At 67.0% G+C, this 15,182-nt stretch carries 12 protein-coding genes and 2 pseudogenes; 7 read left to right on the plus strand and 7 right to left on the minus strand.

The window, feature by feature from the left end; genetic code table 11:
• Nucleotides 1–37 precede the first annotated feature (37 nt).
• On the plus strand, nt 38–1,819 hold the full coding sequence (gene ilvB, locus ACTG4X_RS14420) for a biosynthetic-type acetolactate synthase large subunit (protein ID WP_440534129.1): 1,782 nt from the start codon (nt 38–40) through the stop codon (nt 1,817–1,819).
• Nucleotides 1,820–1,829: 10 nt separating this feature from the next.
• Here the strand turns inward: ilvB and ACTG4X_RS14425 are convergent, their stop codons facing one another.
• The 4 genes from ACTG4X_RS14425 to ACTG4X_RS14440 form a co-directional block, all read right to left on the minus strand.
• Nucleotides 1,830–3,389: a cation:proton antiporter gene (locus tag ACTG4X_RS14425; RefSeq protein WP_093176571.1), complete on the minus strand. Its 1,560-nt coding sequence runs from the start codon at nt 3,387–3,389 to the stop codon at nt 1,830–1,832.
• A gap of 117 nt (nt 3,390–3,506) precedes the next feature.
• Nucleotides 3,507–4,334 (minus strand): alpha/beta fold hydrolase, encoded by an 828-nt coding sequence (locus ACTG4X_RS14430; protein WP_093176573.1) that lies wholly within the window; start codon nt 4,332–4,334, stop codon nt 3,507–3,509.
• A gap of 288 nt (nt 4,335–4,622) precedes the next feature.
• Nucleotides 4,623–5,099 (minus strand): MarR family winged helix-turn-helix transcriptional regulator, encoded by a 477-nt coding sequence (locus tag ACTG4X_RS14435; RefSeq protein WP_093080409.1) that lies wholly within the window; start codon nt 5,097–5,099, stop codon nt 4,623–4,625.
• A gap of 63 nt (nt 5,100–5,162) precedes the next feature.
• Nucleotides 5,163–6,161: an AraC family transcriptional regulator gene (locus tag ACTG4X_RS14440; protein ID WP_093176575.1), complete on the minus strand. Its 999-nt coding sequence runs from the start codon at nt 6,159–6,161 to the stop codon at nt 5,163–5,165.
• 213 nt (nt 6,162–6,374) lie between these two features.
• On the opposite strand from ACTG4X_RS14440, the gene ACTG4X_RS14445 reads away from it, so the two are divergent.
• Both ACTG4X_RS14445 and ACTG4X_RS14450 read left to right on the plus strand, forming a co-directional pair.
• Nucleotides 6,375–7,130: an aldolase gene (locus ACTG4X_RS14445; RefSeq protein WP_256216937.1), complete on the plus strand. Its 756-nt coding sequence runs from the start codon at nt 6,375–6,377 to the stop codon at nt 7,128–7,130.
• Nucleotides 7,127–8,437: an MFS transporter gene (locus ACTG4X_RS14450; RefSeq protein WP_440534130.1), complete on the plus strand. Its 1,311-nt coding sequence runs from the start codon at nt 7,127–7,129 to the stop codon at nt 8,435–8,437. Before ACTG4X_RS14445 ends, ACTG4X_RS14450 begins: the two co-directional genes overlap by 4 nt.
• A 15-nt stretch (nt 8,438–8,452) precedes the next feature.
• Here ACTG4X_RS14450 and ACTG4X_RS14455 read toward each other — a convergent pair whose 3' ends face one another.
• Nucleotides 8,453–10,165 carry a hypothetical protein gene (locus tag ACTG4X_RS14455; protein WP_440534131.1) on the minus strand — a complete coding sequence of 571 codons (1,713 nt, stop codon included), beginning with the start codon at nt 10,163–10,165 and terminating at the stop codon, nt 8,453–8,455.
• 46 nt (nt 10,166–10,211) lie between these two features.
• Nucleotides 10,212–10,595, minus strand: coding sequence for a response regulator (locus ACTG4X_RS14460; protein WP_093052451.1), 384 nt, complete (start codon nt 10,593–10,595; stop codon nt 10,212–10,214).
• Nucleotides 10,596–10,791: 196 nt separating this feature from the next.
• Here ACTG4X_RS14460 and ACTG4X_RS14465 point away from each other — a divergent pair, with 196 nt between their 5' ends.
• Both ACTG4X_RS14465 and ACTG4X_RS14470 read left to right on the plus strand, forming a co-directional pair.
• Nucleotides 10,792–11,586, plus strand: coding sequence for an acetoacetate decarboxylase family protein (locus tag ACTG4X_RS14465; protein ID WP_093080419.1), 795 nt, complete (start codon nt 10,792–10,794; stop codon nt 11,584–11,586).
• Nucleotides 11,583–12,383: an AraC family transcriptional regulator gene (locus ACTG4X_RS14470; RefSeq protein WP_440534132.1), complete on the plus strand. Its 801-nt coding sequence runs from the start codon at nt 11,583–11,585 to the stop codon at nt 12,381–12,383. Before ACTG4X_RS14465 ends, ACTG4X_RS14470 begins: the two co-directional genes overlap by 4 nt.
• Here the strand turns inward: ACTG4X_RS14470 and ACTG4X_RS14475 are convergent.
• A pseudogene (locus tag ACTG4X_RS14475) lies at nt 12,365–12,682 on the minus strand (helix-turn-helix transcriptional regulator); the annotation flags it as partial. The gene ACTG4X_RS14470 and the pseudogene ACTG4X_RS14475 overlap by 19 nt on opposite strands.
• Between ACTG4X_RS14475 and ACTG4X_RS14480 the strand changes: the two are divergent.
• Nucleotides 12,671–13,333: pseudogene (locus ACTG4X_RS14480) on the plus strand (SDR family NAD(P)-dependent oxidoreductase); the annotation flags it as partial. The pseudogenes ACTG4X_RS14475 and ACTG4X_RS14480 overlap by 12 nt on opposite strands.
• 540 nt (nt 13,334–13,873) lie before the next feature.
• Nucleotides 13,874–15,172, plus strand: coding sequence for an HlyD family efflux transporter periplasmic adaptor subunit (locus ACTG4X_RS14485; protein ID WP_093052436.1), 1,299 nt, complete (start codon nt 13,874–13,876; stop codon nt 15,170–15,172).
• The last annotated feature ends 10 nt before the right edge of the window (nt 15,173–15,182 follow it).

The following is a 15,182-nucleotide window of genomic DNA, read 5'->3' on the forward strand; positions in this document are numbered from 1 at the left end:
AAGCATATTTTGCTCCCGAACCGGAAGAATTGACGGCATGCGACTGCTCGACCTACCCCTCACGCCCTCCCTCTCTCTTCACCCGGAAACGCCAGCGCGCATTCGCAACGGCGCCGAAGCCCTGCTCGACACGCTGGTCGAGTGCGGCGTGGACACCATCTTCGGCTACCCCGGCGGCGCGGCGCTGCCGCTGTACGACGCGCTGCACGGCGAGCCGCGGCTGCGCCATGTGCTGGTGCGCCACGAGCAGGCGGCCGTGCATGCGGCCGAAGGCTATGCGCGCAGCACCGGCCGCGTGGGCGTGGTGCTGGTCACTTCGGGGCCGGGCGTGGGCAACACGATCACCGGGCTGCTTGATGCCATGAGCGATTCGGTGCCGGTGCTGTGCATCAGCGGACAGGTGGCAACGGCCGTCATCGGTACGCAGGCGTTCCAGGAGAGCGATGCGCTGGGCATGTCGCGTTCGGTGACCAAGTGGAACCGGCAGGTGCGCTCGGCCGACGACGTGCCCTCGCTGGTGCGCCGTGCGCTGGAGATCGCCACCACCGGCCGCCCTGGGCCAGTGCTGCTCGACGTGCCGAAGGACATCCAGCTCGACCGCCTGGGCCAGGCCCCCGAGCCAGCGCCGCTGCGGGCCCTGCGCACGAGCCGCATGGCGCTGCCGCCCAAGGCCATGATGCAGCGCGCCGCCGACCTGCTCTCGACCGCGCGCCGGCCCGTCATCTACGGCGGCGGCGGGCTGGTCAATTCGGGGCCTGCCGCGTGCGAGGCCTTTGCGAAGCTCGTGAACCTGCTGCACGCACCGTGCACGCTCACGCTGATGGGGCTGGGCGCGTTCCCCGCGTCCGACCCGAAGTTCATCGGCATGTTGGGCATGCACGGCATGCTCGAAGCCAATCTTGCAATGCACGAGGCCGACCTCGTGGTGTGCGTCGGCGCGCGCTTCGACGACCGCGTGACCGGCAAGCTCGACGAGTTCTGTCCGCATGCACGCAAGATCCACATCGACATCGACCCTGGCAGCATCAACAAGGTGGTGCGCGTGGACGTGCCGATGGTGGGCGACTGCGAGGTGATCCTCGAAGGCCTGCTGGCGCTGCTGCCAGCGGAGGGCTTCGCGCCCGAGCGCCTCGCACCGTGGTGGGCGCGCATCGAGCGCTGGCGCGCGGAAGACTGCCTGGCCTTCGAAGCGCGCGAGGACTCGATCCTGCCGCAGCAGCTGATGTCGTCGCTGCAGAGCGCCATCGGCGGTCGCAATGCCATCGTGTCGACCGACGTGGGCCAGCACCAGATGTGGGCCGCGCAGTACCTGCGCTTCGACAGCCCGCACCACTGGCTCACCTCGGGCGGGGCAGGGACCATGGGCTACGGCCTGCCCGCCGCCATCGGCGCGCAGATCGGCCACCCCGGGGCGCTGACCGTGTGCGTGAGCGGCGATGCCTCGGTGCTGATGAACATCCAGGAGCTCTCCACTGCCGTGCAGCACCGCGTGCCGGTGAAGCTGGTGCTGTGCAACAACGGCTACATGGGCATGGTGCGGCAATGGCAGGAGCTGAACCACGGCAACCGCCTGAGCCACAGCTGGAACGAGGCGCTGCCCGACTTCGTGGCGCTGGCCAAGGCCTTCGGCTGGGGCGCGCGGCGGGTGTCGGACCCGGCCGAGCTGGAAGACGCGCTGGCCGAATGCCTAGCGAGCCAGGGGCCGTTCTTTCTCGACGTGCAGGTTGCGGCGCAGGAGAACTGCTTTCCGATGATGCCCTCGGGGCACGGGCACCACCGGGTGATGCTGGCGAAGGACAGGTGGTACGAGGAATCCTGAGCGCAGGGTTCTAGACGCTCTGCAGGCGCACGTCGTTCGCGGGAATGGCGTTGAGCTCGGCCCAGTCCATCTCTTCTTCCAGCTGGTGGTAGGCGTCGTCCTCGATCTGCCCGCTGTGGCGCAGTGCTTCGAGCGCCTGCCGTTGCGCGCGGATGGCCACGGCGCGTAGCCGGTCGTGCGCCGTCTTCGCCTGCGGCTGGCGCTCGTCTTGCGCCAGCACGCGCGCCGCGCGGTATTCGTCGCGCACGGCGTCGGCCTCGCGGCTTTCTTCGGCTTCGAGGGCCGACAGCGCCGCATCCATCATCGCGGTGCGCGCGAGCGAGACCTCCTTGTCGAGCGATGCGTCGGGCTCGATCTTCAATGCCCTGATCAGCGGCCCGATGGTGAAGCCCTGGATCACCAGCGTGCCCAGCACCACCGCGAACGCGCTGAGCACGATGAGGTCGCGCCCCGGAAAATCCGCCGGCAGCGCGAAGGCCGTGGCCATCGTCACCAGCCCGCGCATGCCCGACCAGCCGACCAGCAACCCGATGCGCCTGGACGGCACCGGAATGTCGTGCCCCTGGGCGATCAGGCGCAGCTTGTACGTGCGCATCGCGGCCCCGTAGATCTGCACCCAGACCACCCGCACCGCGATGACCAGCACCAGCACGAGGCCGGCGAACTGCAGGGCATGCACCAGCTGCGGCCCCGACAGCCGCTCGAGGATGCTGCGCGCCTGCAGCCCCATCAGGAAGAAGGCCAGCACGTTGAGCGTGAACACCACCGCGCCCCACACCGCATAGGAGTGCACGCGGTCGCGCGGAGCGTGGTGCTTTGGCGCGAACTGGCCCAGCGTCATGCCGAAGGCAACCACCGAGATGATCGGCGACAGGTGCAGCCGCTCGGCCACGATCCACGCGCCGAAGGTCATCACGAACTGGAAGATGATGGCCGAGCGCGTGCCCGCGAAGAGCGGTGAGCCGAAGTGGATGTTGAGCTTGGCGAACGCGAAGCCGACCAGCGCACCGCCCGGCACCGCGACCAGCAGCATCGGCAGCGAACTCGTCATGGGCACGTGCGCGGCGCCGGCTGCCGACACCGCCACGCCGAACACCAGCAGCGCCACTGCGTCGTTGAGCAGGCTCTCGCCGTTGATGATCGAAAGCGTGCGTCGCGGAATGCGGAACTGCTGCATCACCGCAGCCGCGGCCACAGCGTCGGGCGGCGCGACGATGGCGCCGAGCGTGATCGCGGCCGCCAGCGGCAGGCCCGCGAAAGCCCAGCCGGCCCATGCGACCACCGCCGTGGTCAGCAGCACCGCCACCAGCACCAGCGAGATCAGCGGCATCCAGTTGCGCCGCAACTCGCGCGGCGAGATGTCGAAGGCTGAATCGAGGAGGGCAGGCGCGATGAAGAGCGCCAGCGCCAGATGCGGGTCGAGGCTGATGTGCGGCACCCAGGGCATTGCGCCCAGGCACACGCCGGCCAGCGCCAGCATCGACGGATAGGGCAGTGCGAGGCGCCGCGAGAGCTGCAACAGCAGGCAGGCGGCGATCAGCATGACCAGCACGTTTTCGAAGATGTCCATTGGAGTCCTCGGTCTTGGTGTTGTTTTCCCCGAATACTAAGAGGTTGATTCATCCTCACCTGATGAAAAGAAAAGGGGCCCGGTTGCGGGCCCCTTTTCATCAGGCTGTCGGGGCTATCAGGATTTCACGAACGCCAGCAGGTCGGCGTTGAACTTGTCCTTGTGCGTATCGGTCAGGCCGTGCGGTGCGCCGGGGTAGACGATCAGCTTGTTGTTCTTCACCAGCTTGGCCGAGGCCAGGCCGGCGGCGCCGATCGGCACGATCTGGTCGTCGTCGCCGTGAACGATGAGCGTGGGCACGTCGAACTTCTTCAGGTCTTCGGTGAAGTCGGTTTCCGAGAACGCCTTGATCGAGTCGTAGGTGTTCTTGTGGCCGCCCGCCATGCCTTGCGCCCACCACGAGTCGATGAGGCCCTGCGACACCTTGGCGCCGGGGCGGTTGAAGCCGAAGAAGGGGCCCGAGGGCACGTCCTTGTAGAACTGCGAGCGGTTCGCGAGCTGCGCGGCGCGCAGGCCGTCGAACACTTCGATCGGCAGGCCGCCGGGGTTGGCGGCAGTCTTCAGCATCAGCGGCGGCACGGCCGAGATCAGCGCGGCCTTGGCCACTCGCTTGGTGCCGTGGCGGCCGATGTAGCGCGCCACTTCGCCGCCGCCGGTCGAGAAGCCGACCAGGATCACGTTCTTCAGGTCCAGCGTCTCGATGACGGTGGCGAGGTCGTCGGCGTAGGTGTCCATGTCGTTGCCGTTCCAGGGCTGGCTGGAGCGGCCATGGCCGCGGCGGTCATGCGCCACGGTGCGATAGCCCTGCGATGCGAGGAACAGCATCTGCGATTCCCAGCTGTCGGAGTTCAGTGGCCAGCCGTGGCTGAACACGACGGGCTGGCCGGAACCCCAGTCCTTGAAATACAGCTGTGTGCCGTCCTTGGTGACGATGGTGTTGCTCATGGTGCGTGTTCCTTTCAAAGAACGATGGATGGCGCCTTGGTTCGGCGCAGAAGTGGAGGCGGCGGACGCCGCCTGGGAAAAGCCGGTCCCCACGAGGGCTCCGGCTGCGACGGAAGCGCCACCGACCAACAGGCTGCGGCGGGTCGGGGTGGCGGTGGGGTTCTTGCTGTTTGCGGACATGGTGCGCTCCTTGAGTGACGTGGTTGAGATGAGTTTTGTATCGTATGAATTAATATCGCATGCGATGTAATTGGCCTGAAAAAACAGAAACGGCGAAGCGGCTGCGCATCACGCGTTCCTGTCGAGGCTGGCGCGCAGACCCAGCAACTGGGTGCGCAGCGCGCCGATCTGGTCGGGAGACAACTCCATGGCCTGCGCGACGCAACCCGGCAGCCCCTGCGCCTTGGCGCGCAGCGCACGGCCACCGGCCGTGAGCGACACGATGACCTGGCGCTCGTCCCTGGGCGAACGCACGCGCTGGATCAGTCCGCGGGCTTCGAGCCGCTTGAGCAGCGGGGTGAGGGTGGTGGTCTCGAGCGACAGGCGGGTGCAGATTTCGGAGACGTTGATCTCGTCCTTTTCCCACAGCACCAGCATGACAAGGTATTGCAGGTAGGTGAGATCCAGGTCGCGCAGCAGGCCGCGGTACACCTTGTTGAGGCTCAACATCGTCGAGTAGACGGCGAAGCAGAGCTGTTCGTCCAATACCAGTGAATTGCTCGCAGGGGCGTCGACGGGTTGGGCGGTGGAGCGCTTGGCAGGCATGGGCGAATATTAGATCGCGTGCGATCTAATGGCAAGCAATATTTCTCCGGCCGCGCGAACCCTTCAGTCCGGCGATCTGCGATAGGCCCCGGGCGGGGTTCCGAACTGGCTCCTGAAGCAGCGGCTGAAATGGCTCGCATCGCCAAAGCCGTTGCGATAGGCGATCTCCGAAACGCTCAGGTGGTCGAGTCGCCGGTTCTGCAGTTCGTCCTTCGCGCGCTCCAGGCGGCGCACCTTGAGGTACGTGCCGTACTGCGTGCGCTGCATCTCGAACAGGCGGTGCGTGAGCCGCTTCGAAATGCCAAGCTCCTTCGAGACCGCATCGACCGACAGCTCCGCATCGCCGAGGTGCGCCTCGATGAACGCTACCAGCCGCTGCCAGCGGTCGCGCTCGCGGCGCTTGCCGTCGGCCGCGTCTTCGGCGACCGATTCGCCCATCGATTCGCAATAGGTCGCCGCCAGCAGCGAGACGAGCGACTGCTCCGAAAAATACGCCAGCGCAGGCGCTGCCTGTGCCGTGCCGGGAAACACATGGCCCATGTGCGCGCGGGCAGCCTCGGCCAGGCGCGAATCGGCCTGCGCGATCGAGGGCACGAAGCGGTCGTGCAGGTCGGCATAGATGCCGAAGAACCGGTCGGAGGGCAGGCGCAGCATCACCAGCTTGCCGGGCGAGGTCAGCGTGCAGGTGGAGGGAAGCCGCGTGGTGCGGAAGGTGATGTCGCCCTTGCGGAAGGGCATGCGCCGGCCGCCCTGGTCGATGGTGCCTTCGCCTTCGACGGCAATCATGGCGAGCACGTCGCCCGTGCCGCCCATACCTCCGGTGGAGGCCAGCGCCGTGTCATGGCGAACCGCCAGCGGCGTCGAGGCGAAGCTGATGGCCAGCCCGCCACCCACGAGGCGGCAGGCTTCGAGGCTCATGCGCGGGTTGCTGTCCTGCACGCTCAGTTCGCCGGGGTAGACCAGCGAATCGAGCGCATTCGAGTAGCCCTGCACGTCGCCCGGATAGAACGGGCGGAAGCAGGGCGCGAAGCTCAGGTCGGAGGCTGCTGTGTCGTGGTGCATGGGTGGGGCTCCTGCCGTTGGCCCGCACGCTTCGTGCCAAGCAGGTGCAGTCGGATGCAGTCTAGGCGGCCATCCGTCGGCCATCCGTCGGGCAGGAGTCAAGACTTTCCACTAGTTGGCACGCTGGATCAACCCGCGTGCGCCCACGCGCAAGAGCAAACCGCACACCGCTTCTTACATTGGCCGCACCCCGCCGATGCAAAGGAGCCAAGCGTGAACGATACGAGCCCTGGAACCCACGACACCCCCGCGCCGTCTCTCGACGGCCTCAGCTACGGCAACTGGAGCGAGGCCGAAAAGCTCGCGCTCAGCTGCCGCATCCTCGCCAAGGAAGGGCACTCCGAAACCCTGGCCGGACAGGTCACCGTGCGCCAGCCCGACGGCACCTTCCTGACGACACCTCTCGCGCATGCCTTCGCCGAGATCCGCCCGCAGTCGGTCATGCGCATCGACGATTCGCTGCGCGTGCTCGAAGGCCGCGGCGTGCCCAACCCCGCGGTGCGCTTCCACCTGTGGGTCTACAGGCGCAGGCCCGACGTGAACTGCGTGATCCACACGCACCCGCCGTACGTCTCGGCGCTCTCGATGACGGGCGAGCCGCTGCAGATCGCACACATGGACGCCACGCCTTTCTTCGACGACTGCGCGTTCCTGCCCGAGTGGCCCGGCCTGCCGATTGCCGACGTCGAAGGCGAGATCATCTCCGCAGCCCTGGGCAAGAAGCGCTGCGTGCTCCTGGCCAACCACGGCTTCCTGGCCGCCACGGCGACCATCGAGGAGTCGCTCTACATGTCGGTGCTCATCGAGCGCGCGGCGCGCAACCAGCTGATCGCGCAATCGGCCTACGGGCGGCTCAAGCTGGTGGATCCGGTACTGGCGAAGGAGTCGCACGACTTCCTTCTGCAGCGCAGCATCGTCAACGCCAGTTTCGCGATGTTCGCGCGGCAGATCACGCAGGAGCAGCCATGAACAGCATCGCCTCGCCATTGCAAGCAAAAGTGGCTACTGCGGAGCGAAAGCAGCAGAGCGTGTGGAAGATCGGCGCCGCCACCATGGTCGGCACGGCCATCGAGGCCTTCGACTTCCTTGCCTACGGCACGGCCGCGGCGCTGGTGTTCAACAAGCTCTTCTTTCCCAACTTCGACCCCACAGTCGGCACGCTGGCGGCCTTCGGCACCTTCGCCAGCGGCATGCTCGCCCGGCCGCTGGGAGGCATCATCTTCGGGCACTACGGCGACCGGCTGGGCCGCAAGTCGATGCTCACGCTGAGCCTGCTGCTGATGGGCATCTGCACCGTGCTGATCGGCCTTTTGCCGACCTACGAATCGATCGGCCTGTGGGCCGCGGTGCTGCTGGTGCTGCTGCGCATCGGGCAGGGCCTGTCGTTCGGCGGCGAGCTCGGCGGCGCGATGCTGATGGCCGTGGAGCATGCGCCGCCCAAATGGAAATCGCTGGTCGGCAGCATGCCGCAGATGGGCGCACCCATCGGCGTGCTGCTGTCGTCGGGCGCCTTCGCGCTGGTCACGCAACTGCCGGAGGCCAGCTTCCTGAGCTGGGGCTGGCGGCTGCCGTTTCTTGCGAGCGCGGTGCTGATCGTGCTGGGCGTGTTCATCCGCATGAAGGTGCAGGAGTCGCCTGAGTTCATGCAGGTCAAGGTGCACCAGAAAACGGCGGCGCTGCCGGCGCGCGAGGTCGTGGTCGCGCACCTGAAGCCCTTGCTGCTGACCATCGGCGGCAAGCTGGCCGAGGTGACGCTGATCTACACCATTCTTGTGTTCTCGATCTCGTATGCGACCAGCCGCCTGGGCTTCTCGCGCTCCGATGCGCTGCACGCGCTGATCGCCGGCTCGACCGTGATGGTCTTCACCATTCCGGCCAGCGGCTGGCTTGCCGACAAGGTGGGCGCGCGGCGGCTCTATGTATTCGGCGGGCTGCTGCTGGCGATCATGGCGGTGCCGCTGTTCCAGGCCATCGGCAGCGGATCGCTCACGGCGTACACCGTGGCCATGGTGGTGGCACTGTCGATCAACTACCCGCTGATGTTCGCGCCGCAGTCGAACCTGTATGCGGCGCAATTTCCGGCCGAGCTGCGCTACTCGGGCATCTCGATCGGCATCCAGTTCGCGGCGGCGATCGGCGGCGGGCTTGCGCCGATCATCGCGGCCACGCTGGTGGCGAAGTATTCGAGCATCGTGCCGGTGGGCATCTATGTCGCGGTGCTCGGTGTGGTGGCCGCCGTCTCTGCCTGGCTGATGCGCCCGACCGCGAACGAATGAGCGAAGTGACCGTCGTCAGGAGTGCCCGTCCACCCGCATCTGGAAAAGGAAGTAGGGCGGTATGCACGCACCGCGCCCTTCGGGCTGGCCCTCGGCCTGCGCGCAGATGTAGTCGTCGCGGCAGGGCTGCTGCACCGAGCAGCTGCGCAGGTTGCCGGGCCGCGTGTGCTTCGCCAGGCATTCGCCGAAGGGCTTCTTCGCGGCGAGGCAGCTGTTGAAGTCGCTGAGGATCGCGATGCCGCCGCAGGTGCCGTTCTTGTCGCCCGGATCGCAGGGGCCCGAGCACATGCCGCCCGGAAAGCCGACCGAGGTTTTCTCGCACACGGAGAGCATGCCTTCGCAGGAGATGCGCGGCAGTTTTTCAGCGCGGTCCAGCCATGGGTTGGCGGATGCGGTGATGCGGGTGGGCTCGCAGCGCGCGCCGACCGTCGGCTTCTCGGCCATGGCGTTCGCATCGTCGGGCTCGGCCAGCGGGCGGAACGGATCGGGCCGCGGCGTCGACAGCGCGGCCCGCACATAGGTGCCGCGACGTGCCAGTTCGTCTTGCACATGCGGCGAGTGCGGCACCGCCAGCGCGTTGCCCGTGGTGAAGGTCCGCGATGCACCGCGCCGGTCTACTCCGAGCAGGTGAAAGCCCGCGACTGCGCGGCTCTGGTGGCAGCCCGCGCAACTCAGGTCGTCGAGGCGGCGCAGCACTGCCTGCGGTGATTGCAGCGTTCGGCTGCCCTGAACGGCCTGCCATTCGCCTGGTGCGAAGAGCTGCTCGAAGGGTCGGTTCGCCAGCCGTTCGAGCCCACGCGGCGCGACCGAGACGGCTTCGGTGGCGAGAAATTTCTCGGGAATCTGCAAGGTAGCTTCGTCCAGCGCGCGCAGGTTCGCGGGCTGCTGCAGCCATTGCTGCAGCTCCTTGCGCAGCGAGGCGCTGGCCTTGAGCTTTGCGATGTCGGGTGTGTTTTCCAGCGGCGCAACGTCGAAGCGCTTCGCGCCTGCATTCCAGCGAAAGGCGCGCAGCATGTATTCGGCATGGCCGCCCAGATCGGGCCGCACCGCCGAGGGCCAGCGAACGCTCTGCAGGTTGGTCGTGACCTGCGCGATGCGCGCGAGCGCCAGGCGCTGCGGCGCCAGCGGACCATCGGCCGATACCAGCCAGCGGCCCGTTGCCTCGTCGGTCATCGACGCTTGCGGCGGCTGCCAGCGCTTCGCGGCGCTCGCGCAACTGCCATCGGCATCGGGCGCATCGCCGCGTAGCTCGACGTTGACCGTCATCGGCAGGCGCGACTGCATCGCGGCGGTGCGATAGGCCAGGCGGTACACCAGCCGCGTCTCGCCACATGCGTTGCTCTGGAAGGGCCGACGGTCCATGCGGTTGGCGACGCCCACCAGTTCGAAGAAGGCATCGGGGCTCGCAAGCCAGCGCGCATCGAACAGCCGGTGCGGATATTTGGAGATGCCGACGCCGGCCTGCCTGTCGCGCCGCTGAAGGCTGGAGAGGCTCGCGCTGATCGACTCGGTGATGGAGCGCCAGGCGGGCGAGCGCATCAGGGCCTGGTTGGTGGCGATGCCGTCGCTACCCGGCGTCTCGCCGGTCCAGTGCGCGAAACCTGCGCCGGAATTTTCCGCGGCCTGCAAGGCGGCGGGCGACGTGACGAGTAGCACCGGCTCGGCCGCGGCACCAAGGGCGAACGCCAGCGCGAGGCCGGCAGTCAGGCTGTGTTTGAAGGTCGGCACGCTGGCGATTGTGCCGCGATGAGCCGCTCCGCTTGCGACCGCCGCCTCAACGGCGCGGCGAGATATTCAGCGTCTTGCAGAAGTCGTAGAAGGCTTCGAGCTGCAGCGATTTGTCGAACACCGCATCCACGCCCGCGGACAGCGCGCCTTCGCGCACCTCGGAGGTCGCGTAGTTCATGAGAACCACCGTGCGCTGCGCTGGTGACTTGTGCTCCTGCAGGTACTGCGCCACGGTGAGCCCGTTGCCTTCGGCCAGGAAGATGTCGATGACGGCCGCGTCCCAGCCTTCGGGGTTTTTCTTGAGCCAGTCGATGGCGGCGCCGGAGGTGGTGGCGGTGCCGATCACATTGCATTCGGAAAATTCTTGCAGCCCGTCGGTCAGCGTGGTGGCGATCAGGGGGTTGTCTTCAATCAGATAGATACGGGTCATCGGGGTCATCGTGCGGAGCCGGGAGCTTCTCGTTGTGTTCGTTCGGCTTGTCTCGGCCGAGGCGGTCATTGTGTCTGCCGACGGGGTGGGGCGAGTCGGACAACACCGTCATCTGTCGTAGCGGGATCACTGGCGTACAAGACGCGGCGGCGTATGCGGCCATATCGTGCGGCGGTCTTGAACTTGTCCACATCCGATGCCGCAATCTTTTACGCCTCCTTTCACATCCTCCGGCCGCAGCGCGCTTGTGCAGGCACCGCCCTGGCACTACGCCGGCTGGCTCGTCAACGTAGCCTTCGAATTCGATGCCGCGCTTGGTGCGGCGCTGGTGCCGGCCGAGCTTGGCACGGCCACCGGCAAGGGCTGCGTCCATTTCGCCGACTGGCAGGCCTGCGGTGACGATGGCCGCGAGCTGCTCGACCCCGTGTACGCGCAGTACCGCGAGACCATCGTTGTGCTCGAAATCGCGGCAAAGCCGGGCGTTGGCGATGCGCGCTTGTGCTTCTATTGCCCGCTGATCTACGTGGACCAGGACATCTCGCTGCTGCGCGGCTGGCTCCAGGGCTGGCCCAAGAAGATCGGCCAGACCTGGCTCACGCGCAGCATGCCGCTGATCCATCCGGCGGCTGCGCCGTTGTCGGCCGGCAGCCAATTGGGCGCGAGTCTCAGCGTGAAGGAGCGACGGCTCGTCGACGCTTCGGTCACGCTGTCGGGCGAGAAGGCCGGGCGCCTGGGTTTTCTGGCGGCACCGACCATCGGCGCCATCGGCTGGCCCGACCTGACGCAGCCGGGCAGCGTGGCTGTGCCGCGCTATCTGCGCGCCGACATCATCGACCGCGTCGAGTCGGGTTGGGCCGGTGGCAGTGCCACGCTGCGGTTCCACGATCACCCGGTCGAAGAACTGGCGCTGCTCGGACCTGTGGACGCCACGACCGCCAGCGCCGGCTGGATGGGCATCACGGTGCGGGGGGCGCTACCCTTGGAGGGATGAACCCGCGCACAAGCTCACCCGCCTCGCATGTGATCGGCCTGCCGATGGAAGACGGCGCGCAGGTCGAGGCGATGTTCGCGGCCGACCCCAAGGCGCGCTTCGAGTTGCATTGGCATGCAGAGTGGAGCGTTGGCGCAATCCTCGAAGGCCGCTGCGAATTCACCTGCGCCGGCGAGCGGCAGGTGGCACAGGCGGGCGACCTGGTGCTGATGGCGCCCTTCATGCTTCACACCGCCGGCGTGAGCGCGCAGGGCTTTCGCATGGTGATGCTGTATGTGCCGCACGTCTGGGTTGGCGCGCGCTTCGGATGGCCGCAGGGCCAGCGGGGCGCGCTGCGCCGGAGCGTCTGGCAAGACGCGGCCATGGTCGATGCACTGGCTGTTGCAGCGCTGGCGGAAGACGGTGCGCAGGTCGGCCGGCTCCTGGAGCAGGTTCTTGGAGCGCAGACCAGCGGCGAACTGGTGGCGGTCGAACGGCATGCGGGCGACGCGCGCGTGGAGGCCGTCTGCGACGCGCTGGCGACCGAGGATGCCTGCCGCATCGATCCGGGCGGGCTGGCCCGGCGGCTGGGCATGTCGCGCGAGCACTTTCATCGCCTGTTCCGCGTGGCCGTCGGCGTGACGCCGGCGCACTATGCGCGGCTCGCGCGCATCGGCAGGGCCAAGGCGCTGCTGCGCGAGGGGTGTGCGGCAGCCGATGTGGCGGCGCAATGCGGCTTCACGGACCAGGCTCATTTCTCGCGCTGGTTCCGCCGCTGCTTCGGCGTGACGCCGGGCAACTACATGGCACGCGCATAGCGCCCCGGCGGCATCCCGACATACCGGGTGAACGCGACGTTGAATGTGCTTGCGGAGCTGTACCCCACGCGCTGCGCAACTTCGGCAATGCCAGCTTCCTTGCGTCGCAGCAGGTTCTTTGCCATGGCCATTCGCCAGGCAAGGAGGTATTCCATCGGCGCGACACCCACTGCGCGGCTGAAGCGCTCGAAGAACGTCGAGCGTGAGAGGGCCGCCTCTTTCGCCAGCTGCGCAACTGTCCAGGGCCGGGTCGGGCTTTCGTGCATCTGCCGGATTGCAACCGCGAGGCGCGGATGCGCACGCCACGCGAAGACGTTTTGCCCCGTTCTGATCGCCTGCGCGTGCTCGCGCTCGACGTCACCGACCCTGAAAGCATTCGCCAGGCCGTGGAGGCCGCGGGGCCAATCGACGTGCTGGTCAACAACGCAGGCATCGGATTGCTGGGCGTTCTCGAAGACAGCTCGATGGAGCTTGCCCGCGAAATCTTCGAGACGAACACGATGGGCACGCTGATGGTGACCCAGGCGGTGCTGCCTCAGTTCAGGCAACGCAGGGCAGGTGTCATCGTGAATGTATCGTCGAGCACCACGCTGAAGCCGCTCCCGATGCTTTCCGTGTACACCGCGAGCAAGGCGGCGGTCAACGCATTCAGCGAGTCGCTCGCGCTTGAACTCCGGCAGTTCAATGTGCGGGTGAACCTGGTCCTGCCCGGGCGGTCTCCGGGGACTCCCTTCAGCAAGAACGCACAGCCCCGGATGCAGGCGGGAATTCCGCAGGCGTACGCCGAGTTTGCGCAGGGCGTATTCACGGCAATGGGGCAATCGCCAGGGCCGGTCACGCACGCGCTGGATGTGGCGCAAGCTGTATGGCGCGCGGCGAATGACCCGTCGTGCCCGATCCGGATTCCCGCTGGCGCGGACGCCGTGGCGCTGGCCGAGGCGTTGACCTGACATCGGACGCTCGCGTTGGCAGCGCAACCCGCCCGCGAGTGCCAGCAAAAAACCAACACCGGCACCGATTTCAATCGGCAGGCAAGCAACGCTGCGGATCGATAAACGCGCCCGAAAACAGCAGCATCGTTACCAGCTGTTGTTCGTGAGCCTGTCGAACACATCTTGAGACCTGCCTGTGGGCATCGGCGCAAGCCGGGCGCTCGAAATGGCGCCGCCCTTGAATCTCCTGAGAACCTGAACAACGCGCTGCGCCGGCCAGCCGGATCGGCCCTGCGTTGTCAATCTCCTTCACTCTAGAACCAATGTAGGAATCTGCCCCGATTCAGCGGCCGAACTGAATGGGAAGTTCGCACATCTTGTTTCTCACGGAAGCAGAACGGATTGCGGTTTCGACGTACTTTTATTGCACTGCAGCATCAAAAAAACGAGCCTCCGGGCTCGTGGTTCGACAGGGTTCTTCGGTCAAGTCCCTTTCATCAATGGGCGATGTGCCGGCACGGTTGCCGGTGCGCGCCGTCGACGTTTCAAGAGGTGGCTATGCGTGCGTCCAAACCGATTTCGTATCTGCTCTTTCGTCGCCCGGCGCGCATTGCCGGCACCATCGACCGCCGCGCCCGATCGCGGCCCGGTCGAAGTCGGCAGAGGGGTTCATTCGTTCCCAAGCTGGCGGCCTACGCGCTGCTGGCTTTCGTGCTGTGGCTCATGATCGCGACCTTGATCCAGCCGCTGCTGTCCGCGCAGGCGACGCGGGCCGTCCTGGAGGCGCCCGTGGGACTGGTCACCTCGCCGATCAACGGCGTGGTGACGCAGATGGCGGTGCATACGCGCGACGCGGTGGTGCCGGGCTCCCTGGTGGCCACGGTGCGCAATCCCACGGTCAGCCAGGAGATCCTCACCACGCTGACAACGCAGCGTCTTGCCTTGCAAAGCCAGCTGTCGCAGCTGGGCAATCAGTTCAAGGCCGACAGCCAGGAGATGAGATCCGTCGGGCAAGAGGCCCAGGTTCACCGCCAGGCTTCCCTGGCCCAGACATGGGACGCATGGCAAATTGCCCAGCGGCAGCGCGACGTGGCGCATAGCGTGGTGGCCGAGCAGGAGAACAAGGTCCGCACCAACGAGGCATTGCTGAAAGAGGGCGCCATCAGCGAGCAGGTGATGAACGCGGCCGAGGCCCAGCTGAGCACAGCGCGCGCCAACGCGGCGGTGGCCGAGCAGGCCTTTGCCGGGCAGGCGCAGACCGTGGTGAGCGCGGGGCAGGGCGCCTTCGTGGGCACCGGCGGCAGCAACCTGTTCCAGACGCTCTCGAGCCGGCGCGAAGCATTGCGCAACAGCATCGACCGTGCCCAGCAGGACGGCACCGCCATCTTCAAGCAGCTCAAGCAGATCACACAGCTTGAAGACGATGAGCGCCGCCGCGTCGAGAAGCTCGCCGCGTACCAGGTCACGGCCACCCAGCCCGGCCTGGTGCACACCGTGCTGGCGCCCGAGGGCGCGTACGTCACGGCCGGTGCCTCGCTGGTGCGCGTCACCGATTGCAGCCGGATCGGCGTCGTCGCGGTGTTTCCCGCGCGGCTGGCCAAGCGGTTGAGCATCGGCTCCATGCTCGACGTGAAGATCGGCGAGAACAGCACCGCGTTGCCTGCACGTGTCGAGCAATTGCTGCCCGAGGCTTCCGAGGCGCTGCAGAGCACGTACAGCGTGCCCTTCCCCTATGCCGAGCAGGGCTCCATCTATGCCGTGGCACGCATCGAGGACAGCGGGGTGCAACAGGCCGAATCCCGCAGGCAGAGTCTCTGCGTGCCGGGCAAGGTGGTTTCGGCCAGCCTCAAGACCTGAGCACGGGCAC

It is taken from the genome of Variovorax sp. YR566, from assembly GCF_051992195.1.
In the GTDB taxonomy this organism is placed as follows: domain Bacteria; phylum Pseudomonadota; class Gammaproteobacteria; order Burkholderiales; family Burkholderiaceae_C; genus Variovorax.